At 58.9% G+C, this 20,284-nt stretch carries 17 protein-coding genes; 7 read left to right on the forward strand and 10 right to left on the reverse strand.

Features of this window, described 5'->3' with window-relative positions; all coding sequences use genetic code 11:
* Window positions 1–23: 23 nt before the first annotated feature.
* Window positions 24–1,439: a PTS trehalose transporter subunit IIBC gene (gene treB, locus ACN28Q_RS14285; RefSeq protein WP_095846946.1), complete on the reverse strand. Its 1,416-nt coding sequence runs from the start codon at window positions 1,437–1,439 to the stop codon at window positions 24–26.
* A 133-nt stretch (window positions 1,440–1,572) separates the two neighbouring features.
* On the reverse strand, window positions 1,573–2,520 hold the full coding sequence (gene treR / locus ACN28Q_RS14290; protein WP_095846947.1) for a trehalose operon repressor TreR: 948 nt from the start codon (window positions 2,518–2,520) through the stop codon (window positions 1,573–1,575).
* Between the two features lie 402 nt (window positions 2,521–2,922).
* On the opposite strand from treR, the gene mgtA reads away from it, so the two are divergent.
* Complete coding sequence (gene mgtA, locus ACN28Q_RS14295; protein ID WP_095846948.1) at window positions 2,923–5,631, forward strand: magnesium-translocating P-type ATPase; 2,709 nt, start codon at window positions 2,923–2,925, stop codon at window positions 5,629–5,631.
* Window positions 5,632–5,666: 35 nt separating this feature from the next.
* Here the strand turns inward: mgtA and ACN28Q_RS14300 are convergent, their stop codons facing one another.
* The 3 genes from ACN28Q_RS14300 to dtnK are packed head-to-tail and all read right to left on the reverse strand — an operon-like array spanning window position 5,667 to window position 8,671.
* Window positions 5,667–6,431: a DeoR/GlpR family DNA-binding transcription regulator gene (locus tag ACN28Q_RS14300; protein ID WP_095846949.1), complete on the reverse strand. Its 765-nt coding sequence runs from the start codon at window positions 6,429–6,431 to the stop codon at window positions 5,667–5,669.
* A 7-nt stretch (window positions 6,432–6,438) separates the two neighbouring features.
* Window positions 6,439–7,419, reverse strand: a complete 981-nt coding sequence (locus ACN28Q_RS14305) for a D-threonate 4-phosphate dehydrogenase (RefSeq protein WP_095846950.1) — start codon at window positions 7,417–7,419, stop codon at window positions 6,439–6,441.
* Window positions 7,412–8,671, reverse strand: coding sequence for a D-threonate kinase (gene dtnK, locus ACN28Q_RS14310; protein ID WP_095846951.1), 1,260 nt, complete (start codon window positions 8,669–8,671; stop codon window positions 7,412–7,414). Before dtnK ends, ACN28Q_RS14305 begins: the two co-directional genes overlap by 8 nt.
* A 189-nt stretch (window positions 8,672–8,860) precedes the next feature.
* Here dtnK and ACN28Q_RS14315 point away from each other — a divergent pair, with 189 nt between their 5' ends.
* The 4 genes from ACN28Q_RS14315 to ACN28Q_RS14330 all read left to right on the forward strand — a co-directional run bounded on the left by ACN28Q_RS14315 (window position 8,861) and on the right by ACN28Q_RS14330 (window position 13,401).
* A complete protein-coding gene (locus ACN28Q_RS14315; RefSeq protein ID WP_095846952.1) occupies window positions 8,861–10,009 on the forward strand; it encodes an iron-containing alcohol dehydrogenase in 1,149 nt (382 codons plus the stop codon).
* Between the two features lie 18 nt (window positions 10,010–10,027).
* Window positions 10,028–10,912: a dihydrodipicolinate synthase family protein gene (locus ACN28Q_RS14320; protein WP_095846953.1), complete on the forward strand. Its 885-nt coding sequence runs from the start codon at window positions 10,028–10,030 to the stop codon at window positions 10,910–10,912.
* A gap of 49 nt (window positions 10,913–10,961) precedes the next feature.
* Entirely contained in the window at window positions 10,962–11,912 is a 951-nt protein-coding gene (locus ACN28Q_RS14325) for a phosphoglycerate dehydrogenase (protein ID WP_095849033.1), read from the forward strand.
* Window positions 11,913–12,081: 169 nt separating this feature from the next.
* Window positions 12,082–13,401: an MFS transporter gene (locus ACN28Q_RS14330; protein ID WP_095846954.1), complete on the forward strand. Its 1,320-nt coding sequence runs from the start codon at window positions 12,082–12,084 to the stop codon at window positions 13,399–13,401.
* Between the two features lie 45 nt (window positions 13,402–13,446).
* Here ACN28Q_RS14330 and ACN28Q_RS14335 read toward each other — a convergent pair whose 3' ends face one another.
* Complete coding sequence (locus ACN28Q_RS14335; protein ID WP_095846955.1) at window positions 13,447–14,175, reverse strand: proteasome-type protease; 729 nt, start codon at window positions 14,173–14,175, stop codon at window positions 13,447–13,449.
* Window positions 14,176–14,488: 313 nt separating this feature from the next.
* Between ACN28Q_RS14335 and dalD the strand changes: the two genes are divergently transcribed.
* Complete coding sequence (dalD, locus tag ACN28Q_RS14340) at window positions 14,489–15,880, forward strand: D-arabinitol 4-dehydrogenase (protein WP_268992145.1); 1,392 nt, start codon at window positions 14,489–14,491, stop codon at window positions 15,878–15,880.
* 12 nt (window positions 15,881–15,892) lie between these two features.
* Window positions 15,893–16,342 carry a SemiSWEET family sugar transporter gene (locus ACN28Q_RS14345; protein ID WP_095846956.1) on the forward strand — a complete coding sequence of 150 codons (450 nt, stop codon included), beginning with the start codon at window positions 15,893–15,895 and terminating at the stop codon, window positions 16,340–16,342.
* 44 nt (window positions 16,343–16,386) lie between these two features.
* On the opposite strand, the gene ACN28Q_RS14350 is transcribed toward ACN28Q_RS14345, so the two are convergent.
* The 4 genes from ACN28Q_RS14350 to ridA all read right to left on the reverse strand — a co-directional run bounded on the left by ACN28Q_RS14350 (window position 16,387) and on the right by ridA (window position 20,238).
* A complete protein-coding gene (locus tag ACN28Q_RS14350) occupies window positions 16,387–17,187 on the reverse strand; it encodes a transglutaminase family protein (protein ID WP_095846957.1) in 801 nt (266 codons plus the stop codon).
* Entirely contained in the window at window positions 17,184–18,113 is a 930-nt protein-coding gene (locus tag ACN28Q_RS14355) for an alpha-E domain-containing protein (protein ID WP_095846958.1), read from the reverse strand. The genes ACN28Q_RS14350 and ACN28Q_RS14355 overlap by 4 nt, the downstream gene beginning before the upstream one ends.
* A complete protein-coding gene (locus ACN28Q_RS14360) occupies window positions 18,107–19,543 on the reverse strand; it encodes a circularly permuted type 2 ATP-grasp protein (protein ID WP_095846959.1) in 1,437 nt (478 codons plus the stop codon). Before ACN28Q_RS14360 ends, ACN28Q_RS14355 begins: the two co-directional genes overlap by 7 nt.
* A 308-nt stretch (window positions 19,544–19,851) precedes the next feature.
* Entirely contained in the window at window positions 19,852–20,238 is a 387-nt protein-coding gene (gene ridA / locus ACN28Q_RS14365) for a 2-iminobutanoate/2-iminopropanoate deaminase (RefSeq protein WP_095846960.1), read from the reverse strand.
* Window positions 20,239–20,284: the final 46 nt, after the last annotated feature.

Genomic DNA, 20,284 nt, shown 5'->3' on the forward strand with positions numbered 1-20,284 from the left:
GCGCAGCGGGCCCCTCCATTCATTTAGACCGGCAGTTCCCCGCGGCGGGCTTTACGTTTGTAGATCATGATGGTCAACAGCAGTGGAATGACGATCGCCACCAGCATCGCCAGCGAGAACACCAGCCAAAACTGCGGTTGAATCGACAGGATGCCCGGCAGGCCGCCCACGCCGATGCCGTTGGCCAGCACGCCGTCCAGGCCGCAAATCAGGCTGGCGACCGCAGAGCCGATCATGGCGCACAGCATCGGGAAGCGATACTTCATGTTGATCCCGTACATCGCCGGTTCGGTCACGCCAAGGTAGGCGGAGATGGCCGCCGGAACCGAGACTTCACGCTCGTTGGCCTTGCGGCTGATGATGATGATGCCCAGCACCGCGGAAGCTTGCGCAATGTTGGAGATGGCGATCAGCGGCCACACTGGGGTGCCGCCCATGCTTTGGATCATCTGCATATCGATCGCCAGGGTGGTCTGGTGCACGCCGGTAATCACCAGCGGCGCGTACAGGAAACCGAACAGGGCGGCACCGATTGGCGCGAAGCTGCCGGTCATCACCGCTTTGACCGCCCAGGCCACGCCGTCGCCGATCATGCGGCCAAACGGGCCGATCAGCGCGTGTGCCAGGAACACGGCCAACAGCAACGAAACAACGGGCACCACCACCAGATACAGATAATCCGGGATCAGTTTTTTCAGCCGGGTTTCGATCCAGGCCAGCGCCATCCCGGCCAGGATGGAAGGGATCACCTGTGCCTGGTAGCCCACTTTCTCAATGGTGAACCAGCCGAAGTTCCACACCTCCGGAAGTTGCGTACCGAGCTGATAGGAGTTCATCAACTGTGGCGATACCAGGGTGATGCCCAGCACGATGCCGAGCACCGGGGTGCCGCCCATTTTTTTCACCGTCGACCAGCAGATGGCCACCGGCAGGAACATGAAGATGGCTTCGCCGAGCAGCCACAGGAAGTCGTAGATGGTTTTCCACGCCGGGTGCATCTGCGCCAACGTTTGGCCGCTGGACATCGGGATATCGCCGATAACGTTCCGGAAACCCAGGATCAAACCGCCGCTAATCAGCGCCGGCAGCAGGGGGAAGAAAATCTCGGCGAAGTGTGAAATGGTGCGTTCGGTCAAGGTCATATTCTGGCGTGCCGCCGCCTTGGCCTGTTCTTTATTGGCTTCGCTGACGCCGGCGCTGGCGGTCAGCGCCTGGTAGTAATCACCCACTTCAGGGCCGATGACCACCTGAAACTGACCGGCGTTGGTGAAGCAGCCTTTGACCATCGGTAACGTTTCAATTTCTTTGGGTTTGGCTTTATCCGGATCGTTAAGGACAAAGCGCAGCCGGGTAATACAGTGGCTCACGGTCGCGATATTTTCACGGCCGCCCACCAGGACTATCAAACGATCGATATCCTTCTGTTTTACTTTGCTCATTATGGAATACCTTTTTTATGGATCATGCACAGAGGTATGACGGATGATCAAAGCTTACTCGTTTGGGTTTTTTATTAAATGGGAACGTTCCCGGTTTGAGCTAAAGATCACAAAATCAGCCTGATGGCCTCCCTCATGACAGTCTGCTTGGCACCACAATACGTTGGATCGCCAGCTCGCCGCTGAGCTGCCCGAGCAGTTGTTGCGCCGCCTGTTGCCCGGCGCTGCCGTAGCCGAACTCCACCGAAAGCGTCTCTGGAAACAGGAAGCTGAGCAACGGGGTGTTGCCGATGGCGCACACCTGGATGGTGGTGATTTGCTGCTGTTGCAGGTATTTGATGGCGCCGAGGGCGATGCTGTCGGAGGCGCACACCAGCGCGCTGGTTTCCGGCACGATCACCTCGGCGGCATGCTGAAAGCCGTTTTGGTAGCTAAGTTCGCCCAGTGCGGCGCGTGGCTCGATATTGTGCTGGCGGCAGGCGGCAAGGTAGGCTTCGTAGCGGCGCTGGCCGGTGGTGGCATCGCTTTGGTGCACGCCCAGGTAGCTGATATGCCGGTGGCCCTGGCGGCGCAGCCGCTCCATCAGCAGGTTGACGGCGCCGGCGTCGTCGTAGCAAACCGAAGAAAAACCCTCGTACTCCCGCACCATCACCACCATTTTTTCCTGCCAGGGCTGCAGCATGGCGGCGGTGAGCCCGGTAAAACCGAACAGGATCACGCCATCCACGTTGCGCTGCGCCAGCACGTGCAGGTGTTCCTGCACCAGGTGGGTTTCAAACTGGCTTTCCATGACGATCGGATCAAACCCATGCTGATACAGCAGCGGCAGCATGGTGCGCACCGCCTGGTTTTCCGACGGCGAGTCCAGACGGGAAACGATAATTCCGACCACTTTATCGCTCTGGCCGCGCATGGCGCGCGCCGACTTGGATGGGGTAAACCCCTGTTGTCGGATCACCGCCTCCACCCGTTCGCGCGTGCGTGGGCTTACGCTGCCTTCGTTGTTCAGCACGCGGGAGACGGTGGATTTACCCACGCCGCTCAGGCGGGCGATATCTTTGATTGTCAGTCGGTTTTGCATGGTTTACTTATCGTTGAGGTTAAAAGGCGTAAACTCGCAGCCAATAATGATTGCCTGCCAGAATAACGCATTTTTTCAGCGTGATCCTTGCGTAAAACCGGGCTTTCTTTATCGCGTGTACGCCGGCTGGGCCGGGTATGCAGTGTGTCACTTACCGGAGGTCATTACCTTAATGGATCCCGATCCTACCCCCATAAGCGCCGATTCGGCTATCCGGTAAAACCCCTCGCTTTTGCGCTGCTGTTTTACCGGTGAATAACACGGTAACCGGCAGCGCGCGTTCTGCGTTCGCTCCTGTTGCTATCGACTGAAAAGCCCGCCCGGGGCCGGCGTTCGTGCGCCTGTACCGGCTGGGTGTACTGAACCCGCAGCCGTAGGGCTGTGGGCGATGAGGCACGAACGATGAAACTGAAAACTTTGCCACGCCGGCTACTGGGGCTGTTCAGCCGCAGCCTGCCGCGCCGTTTGGTACACCGCGACAGCCTGCTGGACAGCGTTAGCGCCGGCAGCCATGAAATGCAGCACGGCCTGGCCGAACAACGGTTGGCCAGCGCGGCCGCCACGGCCACCCAGCTTTACGAACGTTTCCACAGCCACCCGGAAGGCATCACGGAAACCGACGCGGCGCGTGCGCGCCAGCAGCACGGCGAAAACATCGTTGACGATCAGCAAAAAGAGGCTTGGTGGCAACACCTGTGGCACTGCTATCGCAACCCTTTCAATCTGCTATTGACCGCACTGAGCATGATCTCCTATGCCACCGAGGATCTGACTGCGGCGCTGGTGATCGCGCTGATGGTGGTGATCTCGACGCTGCTTAACTTTATCCAGGAAGCGCGCTCCAACAGAGCGGCTGATGCGCTGAAGGCGATGGTCAGCAACACCGCCACGGTGATCCGCAGCGACGCGCTGACCGGCAAAAGCGAGCATGTGGAGTTGCCGATCTCTCAACTGGTGCCCGGTGACATCATCAAACTGGCGGCCGGCGATATGATCCCGGCGGATCTGCGGCTGCTCACGGCGAAAGATCTGTTCATCAGCCAGGCGGCGTTAACCGGTGAATCGCTGCCGGTGGAAAAAAGCGCCGCGCCGCGCAGCCTGGCGGACGATCCGCTGGAATGCCAGAACCTGTGCTTTATGGGCACCAACGTGGTGAGCGGCACAGCGCTGGCGTTAGTGATTGGCACCGGCGGCAATACCTATTTCGGTCAACTGGCGCAGCGCGTTACCAGCCAGGATGAGCAGCCGAATGCCTTCCAGAGTGGGATCGCCAAGGTGAGCTGGCTGCTGATCCGCTTTATGTTGGTGATGACGCCGATCGTGCTGTTGATCAACGGCTATACCAAGGGCGATTGGTGGGAAGCGGCGCTGTTTGCGCTGTCGGTGGCGGTGGGGCTGACGCCGGAAATGCTGCCGATGATTGTCACTTCCACCCTGGCGCGCGGGGCGGTGAAGCTGTCGCGGCAGAAAGTGATCGTTAAACGGCTGGATGCGATCCAGAACTTTGGCGCCATGGATATTCTGTGCACCGATAAAACCGGCACCCTGACGCAGGACAAAATCGTACTGGAGCGCCATACCGATGTGTTTGGCGAAAACAGCGCGCGGGTGCTGCATTACGCCTGGCTGAACAGCTTTTACCAGACCGGGCTGAAAAACCTGTTGGATGTGGCGGTGCTTAGCTGCGCGGAAGTGAACGGCCAACCGCAGGCGCTGCAACAGTATCGCAAAGTGGATGAAATCCCGTTTGATTTCGAACGCCGCCGCATGTCGGTGGTGGTGGCGAAAGACGCGCAATACCACGAGTTGGTGTGCAAGGGGGCGCTGGAAGAGATGCTGGCGATCTGCAGCCATGTGCGCCATAACGATGAGGTGATCCCGCTGAGCGATACGCTGCTGGCGCGGATCCGCCGCATTACCGACGATCTTAATCAACAGGGGCTGCGCGTGGTGGCGGTGGCCAACAAGATCCTGCCGGCGCAAAACGAAGAGTACGGCGTGGCCGATGAATCGGATCTGATCCTCGAAGGTTACATCGCCTTCCTCGATCCGCCGAAAGAGAGCACTGCGCCGGCGCTGGCGGCGCTGAAGCAAAACGGCGTGACGGTGAAGATCCTGACCGGCGACAATGAGCTGGTGGCGGCGAAAGTCTGCCAGGACGTGGGGCTGCAGGCCGATCGCGTGCTGCTTGGCCGCGAAATCGAACGGATGGACGATGCCGAACTGACGCAGGCGCTGGCCGATACCACGGTGTTCGCCAAGCTGACGCCGCTGCACAAAGAGCGGTTGGTCCAGCTGTTGCGTAAGCAGGATCACGTGGTGGGCTTTATGGGCGACGGCATCAACGATGCCCCGGCGCTGCGGGCGGCCGATATCGGCATCTCGGTGGATTCGGCGGTGGATATCGCCAAGGAAGCGGCGGATATCATTCTGCTGGAAAAAAGCCTGATGGTTTTGGAACAGGGGGTGATCGAAGGGCGCCGCACCTTCGCCAACATGCTCAAGTACATCAAGATGACCGCCAGTTCCAACTTCGGCAACGTGTTCAGCGTGTTGATCGCCAGCGCTTTCCTGCCGTTCCTGCCGATGTTGCCGCTGCACCTGTTGATCCAGAACCTGATGTACGATATTTCGCAGATCGCGATCCCGTTCGACAACGTGGACGACGATCAGATCACCCGGCCGCAGCGCTGGAACTCCGCCGATCTTGGGCGTTTTATGGTGTTCTTCGGGCCGATCAGTTCGATCTTTGACGTGCTGACCTTTGCCCTGATGTGGTGGGTGTTCCAGGCCAACACGGCGGAGATGCAGACGTTGTTCCAGTCCGGCTGGTTTGTTGAAGGGCTGCTGTCGCAAACGCTGATTGTGCATATGATCCGCACGCGCAAGATCCCGTTCCTGCAGAGCCGCCCGTCGTGGCCGCTGCTGGTCACCACGCTGCTGGTGATCGCCACCGGGGTTGGGTTGACCTTCTCGCCGTTGGCCGGTTTCCTGCAACTGCAGGCTCTGCCGCTGGGGTATTTCCCGTGGCTGATCGCGATTTTGGCGGGCTATATGGTCCTGACCCAGTGCGTGAAAGGCTGGTTTGCGCGCCGCTACGGCTGGCAGTAAGCGCCGATGCCGCCGGCCCTGATGGGGCTGGCGGTTTAGCTCGCCGCCAACGCCAGGGTAAAGCCTTTATCCTGCAATGCCTGTTGCTGTTCGGGCTTGAGGTGATTGTCCGTGACCACATCGGTCAGCGTTTCCAGCGGCGCGACGCAAAACAGCGACCAGGAGCCGTATTTGCTGCTGTCCGCCAGCAGCACCCGGCGGCGCGCGTTAGCCAGCAGATCCTGCTTCAGCCCGGCCTTTTCTTCCGTCGGGGTGGTGATGCCTTTCTCCAGGCTCCAGGAGTTGCAGCTGACGAAGGCGATATCGGGATTGATACCGCGCAGCAGCCGGCGGCCATGTTCACCGATGCACGATTGGCTGCTGTCATCAATGCGCCCGCCGATAATGGTGACTTCGATTTGTTTGAATTCCGACAGGAACAGCGCAATGTGCAGATCGGCGGTGATCACCCGCAGCGGCAGGTGCGTGAGCTGGCGCGCCAGTTCAAGCATGGTGGTGCCGGCGTCCAGTATGATGGCATCGCCGGCTTTGACAAACGCCACCGCGCGTTGCGCGATGGCCTGTTTTTCCGCCAGATTGCGTTGCATCTTTTCTACCGTCGTGGGTTGTGCAGGGATAAAGCGGTTTAACGTTACCCCACCGTGCGTCCGGCTGATCACCCCTTCGTGGTCAAGTTTTATCAGATCACGGCGGATAGTGGCCGGTGAAGCTGAAATGGCAGTAACCAGTTGATCAACGGTGACCAGATTATGGCTTTTCAGATAGTCCATAATCTGGTCGAGGCGGCTTTGTCCCTTCATACCTTTCCTAGGCAAGTTGCATGGCAAGTTTGATCGAGATTGCCATGCTCTCAGACTTCGCTTTGCCTGTCCAGGCGATATCAAATGCGGTGCCATGGTCGGCCGAGGTGCGGATAAACGGCAGCCCGGCGGTGATGTTCACCCCGTCATAAAAACCCAACAGCTTGAGCGGAATGTGCCCCTGATCGTGGTACATCGCCACCACCATGTCGTATTGCCCCTCGTAGCATTGCAGGTAAACGGTATCCGGCGGGCACGGGCCGTAGGCATCAATGCCGTGCGCTTGCATGGCCTGGATCGCTGGCCCGACAATGGTGATCTCCTCATCGCCGAACAGGCCGTTTTCCCCGGCGTGCGGGTTCACGCCGGCGACAGCGATGCGCGGCGCGGCGTAGCCCACGCGCTTGAGGAAGGTATCCGCCATGCCGATAACCGTTTCCACCCGTTCACGGTTGAGCGTATCCAGGAATTTGCGCAGGGCGATGTGGGTGGTGACGTGGATCACCTTCAGCCGGTCGGTATACAGCACCATGGCGTAATCTTTGCTGTGGGTCAGCTTGGCCAGCAGTTCAGTGTGGCCGGGGTAAAGATGGCCGGCCGCGTGCAGCGCCTCTTTGTTGAGCGGCGCGGTGGCGATGGCGTCTACCTCGCCGGCCAGCGCCAGTTCGGTGGCGCGCTTGATGCAGCGGTAGGCCAGATCGCCGGCTTGCCGTTGCACCCGGCCTGGCTGCAGGCTATCCGGCTGCGCCAGCGGCTCGTCGATCACGTTAATGATGCCGGGCGCGAAGCGGGCGTCGGCCATGCTGCCAAGCAGCCGCAATTCCGCCGGCGGCGTAATGCCCATGCCGATGATGCGCCGCAGCGTAGCGGCACAGCCCACCACCACCGCCGGCGCGCCGGCAAGCTCCCCCTGCGCCAGCGACTTGATGATAATTTCTGGCCCGATGCCCGCCGGATCGCCCATGGTGACTGCAATAGTTTTACTCACTCGACTTCTCCTCAATGAAACGGATGACTTCTACCAGGGTATTTTCATCACCAAAGCCACCGGCTTTAGTCATAACCAGCAAATTGTGCCGGGCGTTCAACAGGTGGCCCCAGGGCACACAGCCCGCCACCTGCCCATGAATCTGAAAGCCGCTGGCGCCCAGCCCGCGGGCGACCGCCAGCGCCACGTCGCCGCCGGAAAGGTACAGCCCGGCCGGCGTTTGTATTTCCAGGACTTCCTGGGTCAGTTGGGCCAGCAGCGCGCACAGATCTTCCCCCAACCGGCGGCGCGTGATCCGGTGCTGCCGGCACAGTTGGTCAATGGTTTGCCGTTGCGCCGCCTGCCGGCTGGTGCGGATCACGCAGTGCCGGCCTTGCGCCAGTGCCTGAACCACGGTGCTGCGCCAGAGCGCCAACTGCGGCCAGCCCTGGAACATCGCTTCGATATCGATATCCACCAGCGTGATGGCGTGGCTGGCGTTCAACTGTGCGATTTGCCGCTGCGCCATTTCGCTCATTGAGCCAATCACCGCCAACAGCGGAGCGGGGCGGCGGTCGGCCAGCAGCCTGCCCAGGGCATCGCTCAGGCCGGTTGCGCCGATCAGCAGCGGCCGCTGTGGCAAGCGGGCCGCCGCCAGCATGAGGCGTTGCAGATCGTCATCGGTTTCGGCATCAACGATGACAAAACGCGCGTGCTGTTGCTGCAACTGCGCCAGTGCCGCTTGCAGTTCGCCGCCGCGCACCGCCGCCAAAGGCAGCCGGCTGCAGGGCAGGGCGCTTTGTTGTTGCAGGCGCTGCTGAATGCTGGCGGTGGTGATAGGCGTTTTGGGATCGCTGGCGAATTCCGTTTCCGTTAATAAGCGGCCGTGGATCAGGCAGTTGCCGCCGCGGGTAATGCGCCCAAGCCGGGGCACCGCCGGGGCGATCAGCGCCATTGGCGCGCCGCTGGCCAACAGCGCGGCTTCCGCTTCGGCGCCCAGGTTGCCGCGCAGCGTTGAATCGATCTTCTTGAACACCCAACCCAATCCTTGCGGCCAGCCGGCTAGCGCCTGGCGAACGCGCTGCGCTGCCTCTTCCGCTGTGGCGGCCCGGCTGTCGGTGCTGATCACCCGCACTCCTTGCGTTTGCGCGGCGGCTACCTGCGGCTCAAACAGCACCCTGACCTGGGCGCCAGCGCTGGCAAGCCCGATACCGGCATCGTTCGCGCCGGTGAAATCATCTGCGATGACCAGAACCGGTGTGTTCCACTGCATCGTATTCCGCCTTTTTCGTGTTACGCTGCCATTGATTATATTCAATCATAATTGATTATATGTGAGCAAGTTCAAATTAATCAATATCGAGATGGCCTATAAAATAAGCACGACACGCAGTAAAGATGGCGTGATTTTGAGTAAATAAAATCACCGTTGCCCAACGGGCCGGGAGGAGAGTCGGTAATAATGAATATCAACAGCACCCTTATCAGCGGCTATCAGGCGCTTAATGACATTGGTTACCTGTTAACGGGAAAGCGCAGCGTACTGCTGGTGACGGACCGGAATATTGCCCGTATCCCTGCCGCCCAGGCGTTTATCGCCCAGGTTCGCGCCGGCGCCGGGCATTTGGTGGTGGTGGATAGCGTGCCGCCGGAGCCGAGCCAGCATGATGTCGCCGCCATTTTGCAGCAGTTGCCGGTGCAGGAGACGGATCTGGTGATTGGCATCGGCGGCGGTAGCGTGCTGGACGTCGCCAAACTGCTGTCGGTGCTGTGCATTGCGCAGGCGCCAACGCTGGAGGCGCTGTTGGCCGGGGAAAAGCCGCTCAGGCGCGCCACGTCGCTGCTGATCCCCACCACGGCCGGCACCGGCTCGGAAGCCACCCCAAACGCGATCCTGGCGATCCCGGAAAAAGAAACCAAAGTCGGCATTATTTCACCGGTCATGCTGCCGGATTACGTGGCGTTGGTGCCGGAACTGACCACCAGCATGCCGGCGCAGATTGCCGCTTCAACCGGCATTGATGCGCTTTGCCACCTGATCGAATGCTTTACCGCCACCGTCGCCAACCCGGTGAGCGACAACTATGCCCTGATCGGCATGAAGAAACTGTTCGCCAGCCTGGAAACCGCCGTGGCGCAGCCGGACAACCTGCAGGCCAAACTCGACATGCTGTGGGCCTCTTATTACGGCGGCGCGGCGATCGCCCATGCCGGCACCCACCTGGTGCACGCCATGTCCTATCCGTTGGGCGGCAAGTACCACATTCCCCATGGCGTTGCCAACGCCATCCTGCTGGCGCCCTGTATGCGTTTCGTGCGCCCGGCCGCGGTCAGCAAGTTCGCCGTGGCCTATGACCTGATCCCCGATGCCGATGCCTCTCTAAGCGAGGAGCAAAAATCCCACGCGCTGGTGGCCTATTTCGCCGATCTGGTCAAACGCCTGCAGTTACCCGCCAGCCTGGAAGCGCTCGGCATTGGCAGCGACCATCTGCCGTATCTGGTGGAAGCGGCGCTGGACGTTCAGCGCCTGATGAAAAATGTCCCATCCAAGGTCAGCGCCGATGATGTGCGCGACATCTATCTGACGCTGTTCCCGGCTAAAAATACCTGACAGAAACCGAGGAAAACCATGACCAGAAAAATAGAGGGCGTACTCACCGCCATTGTCACCACCTTTGATCACCAGGGGGCATATCACCCAGCGGCGATGCGCGTGCAGATCCGCCGCCAGTTGGCCGCCGGCAACGGGATTTTCTGCGGCGGTACCAACGGCGAATTCTTTGTGCTGAATGAAAAAGAGAAGCTGGCGGTGACCCAGACCTGCGTGGAGGAAGTGAACGGCCAGGCGGCGGTGGTCGGCCATATCGGCGAGATCTCCACGCGTGAAACCATTCATCTGGGTAAACAGGTGGCCGCGCTTGGGGTGGATGCCGTATCGGTGATCACCCCGTACTTTGTGCCGCTCAAGCAGGAAGAGCTGATTTATCACTACCTGAAAATCGCCGATGCGGTTCCGGTGCCGGTGTTTCTCTACAACATCCCGGCGCGCACGGGCAACACCCTGCAGCCGGAAACCGTGCGCCAACTGGCGCAACACCCGAACATTATCGGCATCAAGGACAGCGCCGGCAGCTACGACAGCCTGAAAGGCTTCTTGCAGGCGGCCGAAGGCATCAGCGGCTTTAATGTGCTGAACGGGCCGGATTCGTTGATCCACCAGGGCTTTGTCGACGGTTGCAGCGCCTGTATCTCCGGGCTGGCCAACGTGGCGCCTGATGAAATCAATGCTATTTGGGCGCATTTCCAACGTGGCGATATCGCTGCATCGCGCCAGGCGCAGGAAAACGTCACCGGCTTGCGCACCGATCTGTACAGCGTGGCGTTCTCGCCGGCGGCGGTGAAAAAGGCCCTGGCGCTGCTCGGTCATGAGGTGGGCGAAAGCCGTTATGCCGTGCGCTTTAGCGAGCAGGATGAACAACGTATTCGCCAGGTTGTGCAGCAGTATTTGCAATAACGGCGGCAGCGGCGCTGCGGCGCCGCCTTACCACGATGAGGATGCAACGATGAAAGTCATCTGTACTTCCCCTTCTTTCGCCAAATACGATCCCGCACCGATCGAGACGTTGCGCGAATGGGGCTTTGAACTGGTCATGCTGCCGGCGGATGCGGCGCTGTCCGCGCTTGAACCGCACCTTGCCGAGACGGTGGCGATGATCGTCGCCTTCACCGACGTTAACGCCGAGCTGCTGGCACGGGCGCCAACGCTGAAAATTGTGTGTAAACATGGGGTCGGCGTGGACAATATCGATCTGAACGCCACCCGTGAACGCGGGGTTTACGTCACCAACGTGCCGGATGCCAATAAGCATGCCGTGGCCGATTTTGCTTTCGCGCTGATCCTAGATGGCGCCCGCCAGGTGACTCAGGCGGCGCAGGAAACCCGTGCCGGTACGTGGCCGCGTATTTTCGCCACCGACGTGTACGGCAAAACGCTGGGTATCGTCGGCCTGGGCAACATCGGCAAACAGGTGGCGCTGCGCGCCAGCGGGTTCAACATGCGCGTGCTGGCGTTTGATTTTTATCGCGATGAAGCCTTTGCCGCTGAACATGGCGTGGAGTTTGTTGATTTGGCGCAGCTGACCGCGCAAAGCGACTTTATTACCCTGCATACGCCATTAACCGAGGATACCCGCAACCTGTTCAACGCCGCGCGTTTTGAGCAGATGAAGCCATCGGCTTTTCTGATTAACGTATCGCGCGGCGGTATTGTTAACGAGCAGGATCTTTACCAGGCGTTGTTAAATAATGCCATAGCCGGCGCCGCGGCGGATGTTTTTGAGCAGGAGCCGCTAAATAATCATCCCCTGTTTACGCTGAATAATTTTATCCCTACCCCGCATATTGCGGGATATACCGACGGCGCAATCAGCGCCATTGGCGAACGCTGCGTACAGCAAATTATCCAGTGTATCAATCAAGGGGAACGCCCCGTCAATATTATGAATTCACTGTAAACAGCGCGACCAGAAAAATAATAAGAAGGCGCTAACGCTTTCTTATTAATGACTGAAAATATTTTCAGTCAATACGGCCGGAATAATTCAAGCAGCAGCATGGTGAATGCCGCCGCCAGGTTAATTATGCCGGGAATACTCCGATCTCTTATTTACTGGCCCGATAACAATGAATACAACAGCAACCCAAACCCGCATTCGTTGGTGGGTCGCCGGCCTGATGTGGCTGGCGATCGCCATAAATTATATCGACCGCACGGTGCTTTCCGCCGCTGCGCCGCACCTGATTGATGAGCTCCAGCTGTCGCCGGAAATGATGGGATTCATTATGGCTGCGTTTTTCTGGTCATATTCATTGCTGCAAATTCCCGCCGGCTGGTTTGCCGATCGCTACGGCCAAAAGAAAGGGTTGGGCCTGGCGGTGGGCTGGTGGTCTATCGCCACGGCGGCGATGGGGCTGGCCACCGGCTTTAAATCCCTGCTGGCGCTGCGCCTGGCGCTTGGCGTGGGCGAAGCCGCGGCCTACCCCAGCAACGCCGGTATCGCGGCGCGCTGGTTCCCGGATCGCGAGCGCGCCACCATTTCCGGGCTGTTTGACAGCGCGTCGAAATTTGGCGGCGCGGTGGCGATGCCGCTGATTGTGTGGATGATTTTCGTGGTGGACTGGCGCATGACGTTCCTGATTATCGGCGCCGTCGGCCTGCTGTGGGTGATCGCTTGGTATTTCATTTACGCCGAAAACCCGGAAGACCACAAGCTGATCAGCCAACAGGAAGTGCGCTATATCCGCGACGGCCAAAAGCAGCACCACGGCGATAAAAGCGTGCTGCCAATGCGCTGGTACAAGCTGCTGCGCTATCGCAACATCTGGGCGATGTGCCTGGGCTTTTTCACCATCAACTACACCTCTTATTTCTTTATTACCTGGCTGCCGACCTATCTGGTGCAGGAAAAGGGGATGGACTTCATCAAGATGGGGATGGTTGCCGCGCTGCCGCTGCTCTGCGGCATGGTGGTGGAAGTGATCGCCGGCTGGGCATCCGATCGGGTGGCGCACAGCGGCAAGCTCTCGTTGACCGCCACGCGCAAACTGTTTTTAACCATTGGCCTGCTGATGGCGCTGTGCATCGGTTTTGCCCCGTTTACCGATTCAGTGTTTATGACGGTCTTCCTGCTGTGCGTGGCGAAATCCGGCACCACCGTGGCGGCTTCGCAGGTATGGGCATTGCCCGGCGACGTGGCGCCGAAGAACAGCGTTTCCATTGTGGCCGGTTTGCAAAACACTGTGTCCAACTTTGGCGGCGCGATCGGCCCGATTGTGACCGGGGCGATTGTGGCGGCCACCGGCTCCTTCACCTACGCGCTGGTGTTCTCCGCCGCGCTGGTGGTGTTGGGGATACTTAACTATCTGTTCCTGCTGGGGAAAGTTGAACCGATCGGCGAAGATAAAGCGCAGGGTGTGCCGCTGGGCTCCACCCACCACGCCTAGCTGGCAACGGTAACGGGCCGGGCGCGGGGCGCCCGGCCCAAACGGTTACAGCACCAGCGGCGGCAACTGTTTGAAAATACTGACCAGCCCTTCCCCCCAGCCTTTACGAATGGTGCTGAAATAGGGGTGGTTTTCGGTAATGCGGTACTGCTGGGCGGCGCTGAAGCTATCGCGTGGATAGATCATAACATCCAGCGGCAGGCCGACCGACAGGTTGCTGCGCAGCGTGGAATCCATCGAGATGAGCGCGCACTGCATGGCCTGTTCCAGCGGCGTATCGTAATCCAGCACGCGATCGATAATCGGCTTGCCGTACTTGCTCTCGCCAATCTGGAAATAGGGCGTGTCATGGGCCGATTCAATGAAGTTGCCCTGCGGATAGATATTGAACAACCGCATCTCTTCGCCCTTGATCTGGCCGCCGAGCAGCAGGCTGCAGCTAAAATCGGTGGCGGTGCCGTTTTGCTGGGCGCTGCTGTCGCGATGGATCACTTCCCGCACCGTTTCCCCCACCAGCGTTGCCGCATCGTACATGCTGCGCACGGTCAGCATGCTGTGCTGATCCGGATCCTGGCTGCGGCGTAGCAGCAGGCTGATGATGCTTTGGGTGGTGGCCAGGTTGCCGGCGCTTTGCAGAACCAGCGTGCGCTCGCCGTCTTGCTGGAACACATGCAGTTTACGAAAGGTTGAAATATGGTCGACCCCGGCGTTGGTGCGTGAATCGGAAGCAAACACCAACCCGGATGACAAACCCATGGCCACACAATAGGTCATACAACAGTCCCTCAAACAAGGTGTTACACCGCGCGGCGGTGGATACCGGTGCCTGCATACGCCGCGCGCCGCAGGCTTTGCGCACCGGAAAACGATACCGTTAGCCTGCCGTAATCCAGGCCGTTCGGCAAGTGGCAGCGGCCAAATAATGTTCAGCCGCTAGCTGGTTGATATACGGTAATAAATTCAATATATCCCACGGATATTTTCCCGGGCAGTCGCTGCTTATTTGGCCATTAATTTTATTTTGTGAAATAAATATGCTAACGTTAACAACATGACTGAATCTGTCCATTGGGATTAAGGAGTAAGTTTGACTGTAGAAAATAAGCGAACGTGGTTGCATCTTGGGGCTGGCGCATTTCATCGAGCGCATCAGGCGTGGTATTTGAATCAACTGAGGGAGAATGGGGAAACAGACTGGCATATGGCGTTGGCGAATATTCGTAACAGCGCCACGCAAGAAATGCTGCAACACCTCCATCAACAGCAAGGCCGCTATACGCTGGAATCAATCTCACCGCAGGGTGAATTCAATTATCAAACCATTTCCGCTATTAAAGACATTATTCTGTGGGATGAAGGCATCCGCTCCGTTATTAAATGTGGTGCACAGGCGTCAACCAAAATAATTTCTTTTACCGTCACTGAAGGGGGCTATTTCCTGGATGATGACGGCCACCTGGATATTACGGATAAAGCGATTGCCGCAGATCTGCGTGAAGAAGGGGAAACCCGCACGCTGTACGGCGCGCTGAGTAAAATTCTGCGTGCCAGAATGGCCCAGGACAGCGGCCCGGTAACGTTGCTGAGCTGCGATAACCTGCGCAACAACGGCGACAGCTTCTACCGCGGCCTGATTGAGTTCGTGCAGGCGCAGAACAATAGCGCGCTGGAAGCCTGGATCCGCGCCAATACGCGGGCGCCGAACAGCATGGTGGATCGCATCACGCCGAAATACGATCCGCAAATCAACGAACGTTTGGCGCAGCAGGGCATTGAAGACCGCGCGCCCCTGACCTGCGAAACCTTCTCCCAATGGGTGATTGAGGATGATTTCATCGCCGGCCGCCCGGCGCTGGAGAAGGTGGGCGTGGAGTTTACCGAACGCGTCACGCCGTATGAAGAAGCGAAAATTCGCATCCTCAACGCCAGCCACAGCGGCATTGCCTGGGCCGGGGCGCTGGTGGGTAAAAAATATATCGATCAAAGCATTGCCCTGCCGCAGGTGGACGCCTGGATCCGCGCCTATGTGCTGGACGACGTGGCCGCGGCGCTGCATCCCGCTGCCTTTGATTTGACAGAGTACTGCGATACGACGTTGGAGCGCTTTGGCAACCGCTGGGTGCGCGATACCAATCAGCGCGTCTCTTCAGACAGCATCGCCAAGATGCATGAGTTTATTGTCCCGACGCTCAAGCAGCGTTATCAGCAGGGTGAAACACCGCGTGCGGCAATGATCCTGCCGGCCCTGTTCTTCTTGTTTATGCAGGCGCGCCAGCAGCAGAAGCTGCCGTTTGACTATCAGGATCGGGCAATCGACAGCGTGGATTTCGATGCTATTTTTGCTGCGGATGACGCTCTACTGGCCTACGCCAGCAATAAAAAACTCTTTGGTTCACTGGCGCAGAAAAAAGAATTGATAAGCGATCTGCGTGATGCCGTTGCTGAGGTTAAGCGATGGTTGAGTAGCCAGGAAAAATAACAGAGGCATAATATGAAAAGTATTCTAATTGTTGTTTTTACCATTGCTGCGGCAATGCTTTCGATCATTTTCCTTTCGCCGTGGCCGTTTGCGCTTGGGACGTTGGCGGCCTGGGTCACCACCGGTTCCTTCTGCCTGCAGGTGTTGCACATCATAAAAAACAAAGACACCACCGGTATTTCGCTCGGGATGTACGCGGCGCTGTTCTTCGGCGTTTCCTGCTGGACTTTCTACGGTTTTAAAATGCATGACGTGCCGGTCATGTCTGCCAACGGTATCACCGCGCTACTGGCGTTTGCGGTGATTGTGCTGAAGCTGTATCACGAAAAAGCGTTGGTGATTAAGCTGCCCGGTAAAAAAAACAAAGCCCCACGCCCGCAAATTCGCTCGCTGAACTGGAGCCATAACGCCACGCCGCCGGCGATGATCAAACGCCACGGGCTGGAAGATAAACTTAGCTGATTTCTATTAATGGCGCCCCAGCGGGCGCCATTATCTTTTCCCCTCTACTGTTCTTGCTCATCCGGCAACATTTGCACCGCAGCCGCGGTTTGCATATTTTCGCTGCCGCCGCCCAGGCGCACGCCGCGTACCGGGCAGGCATCCAGATAGTCTATCCCGACCGCCAGTTTCAGGTGCCTGTGCGGCAGGCAAGTGTTGTTGCTGATGTCGAAACAGTGCCAGCGATCGTTGAGCCAGGCTTCGGCCCAGGCGTGAGTAGCAACGTGCGGCGAATCGTCGTTATACAGATAACCGCTCACATAGCGGGCGGGGATGTTCAGGCTGCGGCAGCAGGCCAGGAACACGTGGGTGTGATCCTGGCAAACGCCCTGGCCGACGGCGAATGCTTCGGCGGCGCTGTCGGTGACGCTGGTGGTGCCTGGGCTGTAGGGCATTTTCAGCAGCAGCTCGCTCATCAGGGTTTCCAGGCTGGCCAGCGCGTCCTGTGGCTGGTAATAGCGCTGGGCGAAGGTGCGGATCGCGCTGTCCGGCTGGGTCAGCGGGCTGTGGCGCAGGTACACCAGCGGTGAAAGATGGCCGGCCGCCTGATCCGCGGCGCTGTCTTCAATCTCGACCACGCCGTGGGCCTGTATGGTGATGGCCTGGTGCGGCACGTCCAGCGTCAGCACGTGCAGCACATTGCCAAACGCATCGGTGGTGCGCACCGCGTTTTCCGGCAGCGTCAACTGCCAGGATATGATGCGCTGATGCTGCGAATCCTGCGGCGTCAGGCGCAGGTATTGGGTGCTGCGCCGTACCTGCTGGGCATAGGTGTAATGGGTGCTGTGCTCAATGTTCAGTCTCATTGTGCCTCCAGATAGGTATGGTGAATGCTTTCGGCAATCTGGTTAATCTGCGCCAGGAAGTCGTTCAGCCAGGTGTGCAGGCCGACCGCATTCAGATCCTGGATACTGCTAAAGCGCAGTTCTGCCAGCAGCGTATGCGCCAGGCGGCGTGGCCCGTTGGAGCGAGTGCCGCCGATGTGTTCCAACTGCTGTACCATATCGCCGACGCAGGCCAGCAGCGAACGCGGGATTTCATTACGCAAAATCATCAGTTCGGCAATGGTGTCGCGGCTGAGCTGCTGCTTATAAATACTGTGGTAGGCTTCGCGCGCGCTGACCGCCCGCAACAGCGTGTCCATTCGGTAATACTCGCGCACCGGGTCGTCATCGGCTGCCTGCAGTTGGTTTTTTACATCCAGTAAGCGCGCCGTGCCGTCCGCCCGTTCCAGCAGGGTGCCCAGGCGGATAAAGTACATGGCGTCGCTGCGCAACAGGGTGCCGAAGATGGCGCCGCGGAACAGATGGGCGCGCTCTTTCACCCAGTCGAAAAAGCTGTCTGCGCCGACGGCGTCGATGCCTTGGCGGCGGATCAGCTTCATTTCGATCCAGGTGGCGTTAATGCACTCCCACACTTCCGACGACAGGCTGCCGCGCACCGCATGGGCATTATTCCAGCCCATCTGCAGGCAACTGTAGATGCTGCTGTGGTTGCGGTTGTCCAGCGCGAAGAAGCTCACCAGATTCGCCATAGTGATTTCAGTATAGGCCGCCGCGTAAAGTTCTCCGGTGTTGGTCAGGTTAAGAGGCACTTTTAAATCGTGGTTTTCGCTGCCGCGGGTCGGCATCATTGACAGCTTGTTGGTGACGTCCAGTACCCGGGCGATGCTTTCGGCCCGCTCCAGATAGCGGGCCATCCAATAGAGTTCACTGGCAGTGCGGCTCAGCATGCGTCATCCTCCAATACCCAGGTATCTTTTGTTCCACCCCCCTGTGACGAGTTGACCACCAGCGAACCCTCCGCCAGCGCAACGCGCGTCAGGCCGCCCGGCACCAGGCGGATCTCGGCCCCGCTTAAGGCAAAGGGGCGTAGATCGATATGGCGCGGCGCCAGGCCCTCGTTGACGAAGGTCGGGCAGGTAGACAGCGCCAGCGTGTGCTGGGCGATATAATTGTGCGGTTTGGTTTGCAGCAGGGTGCGGAAATGCGCGATCTCGTCCTTCGTGGCGGCCGGCCCGATCAGCATGCCGTAACCGCCGGCGCCGTGGACTTCTTTCACCACCATTTTTTCCAGATTGGCCAGCACGTAGGAAAGCTCGTTCGGGTGGCGGCACTGCCAGGTGGGCACGTTGTTGAGGATCGGCTCTTCCTGCAGATAGAAGCGCACCATTTCCGGCACGTACGGGTAGATGGATTTGTCGTCGGCCACGCCGGTGCCGATGGCGTTCGCCAGCACCACGTTGCCGGCGCGGTAAACCGACAGCAGCCCCGGCACGCCGAGCATCGAATCCGGGCGGAACGCCAACGGATCAAGAAACGCATCGTCAACGCGGCGGTAAATCACATCGACCTTGCACGGCCCTTCGGTGGTGCGCATAAACACCACGCCGTCTTTCACAAACAGATCGGCGCTTTCCACCAGCTCCACCCCCATCTGCTGCGCCAGGAAGCTGTGCTCGAAATAGGCGCTGTTGAAGCGGCCCGGCGTCAGCACCACCACGGTGGGATCGTTGACGGGGGTGCTTTCACGCAGGGTTTGCAGCAGGTAGGACGGGTAGCGTTCCACCGGGCGGATACGCTGCTGGGCGAACAGCTCCGGATACAGGCGCATCATCATCTTGCGGTTTTCCAGCATGTAGGACACGCCGGACGGGGTGCGCAGGTTGTCCTCCAGCACGTAGTACTGGCCGTCGCTGTTGCGCACCATGTCCACGCCGATGATATGCGCATAGATATTGCGGTGCAGATCGACCCCTTGCATACAGGGCTGGTATTGGTCGTTGGCCAACACCTGCTCCGCCGGGATGATGCCCGCTTTCAGGATATGTTGTTGGTGGTAGATATCATGCAGGAAGGCGTTGAGCGCCTGTACGCGTTGGCGAATGCCGCGATCGAGCATCGCCCATTCGCCGGCCGGGATGATACGGGGCACGCTGTCGAACGGGATCAGCCGCTCGGCGCCGTCGTCCTCGCCATAGACGTTGAAGGTAATTCCCACACGGTGAAACAGCAGTGCAGCTTCTTCTTTTTTACGTTGAATGGCCTTTTGGTCGGCCTGTTGCAGCCAATGCCAGTAAGCTTCGTAGTGGCCGCGGTGTTTCCCCTCAGCCAGTAACATCTCATCAAAAAACGGTGAAGCAGAAAGGTCTATATTTAGCATCCATCACCTCGTTGGCATTCCAGGCTGTAGAAGGATTCAGCATAAAATGTGCCAAAATGTTTTCGGGGTGAAAAAGGGCGCTAAAACCGTGAAAAAGGCCGTATCAAGCACGTTTATGGTGCGTGGCCGGCGCGCTGCGCGTTAAAACGGGGCAGCTTTTCGGGGCATAGAGTTAACTATGGTCGCTGATGGCGCACCCTGGAGGGCAAAAAAGATCTCATTGCCGGCAGATGCACAACGATGGGCCGTAGGCGGGGGGATTGCACGGCCGGCGTGGCCAGCCGTGGGGCACTGCGGATTACCGCCGATTAGCGGCGAACAGCGATCGCTTCGATTTCGATTTTTACGTCTTTTGGCAGACGGGCCACTTCCACACAGGAACGAGCCGGGAACGGCGCGTGGTGCTCGGTAAAGAAGGCTTCATAAGCGGCGTTAACCGTGGCGAAGTCGTTAAGATCTTTCACGAAAACGGTCGTTTTCACGATATCGGCCACTTTCAGGCCGGCGGCTTCGACGATCGCCTTCACGTTCTCCAGCGACTGGCGCGCCTGGGCGGTAACGTCTTCGGCAACGGCGCCGGTTTTCGGATCGACAGGGATCTGGCCGGAGGTCATGATCATACTGCCCAGATCCACGCCCTGTACGTAAGGGCCAATCGCAGCGGGGGCTAATTCGGTGCTGATATTACGAGACATTTTCTCTCCTGATTAACGGCGTCTTTAATGTAGAAAACGCATTATA

Source organism: Gibbsiella quercinecans, from assembly GCF_002291425.1.
GTDB lineage: Bacteria > Pseudomonadota > Gammaproteobacteria > Enterobacterales > Enterobacteriaceae > Gibbsiella > Gibbsiella quercinecans.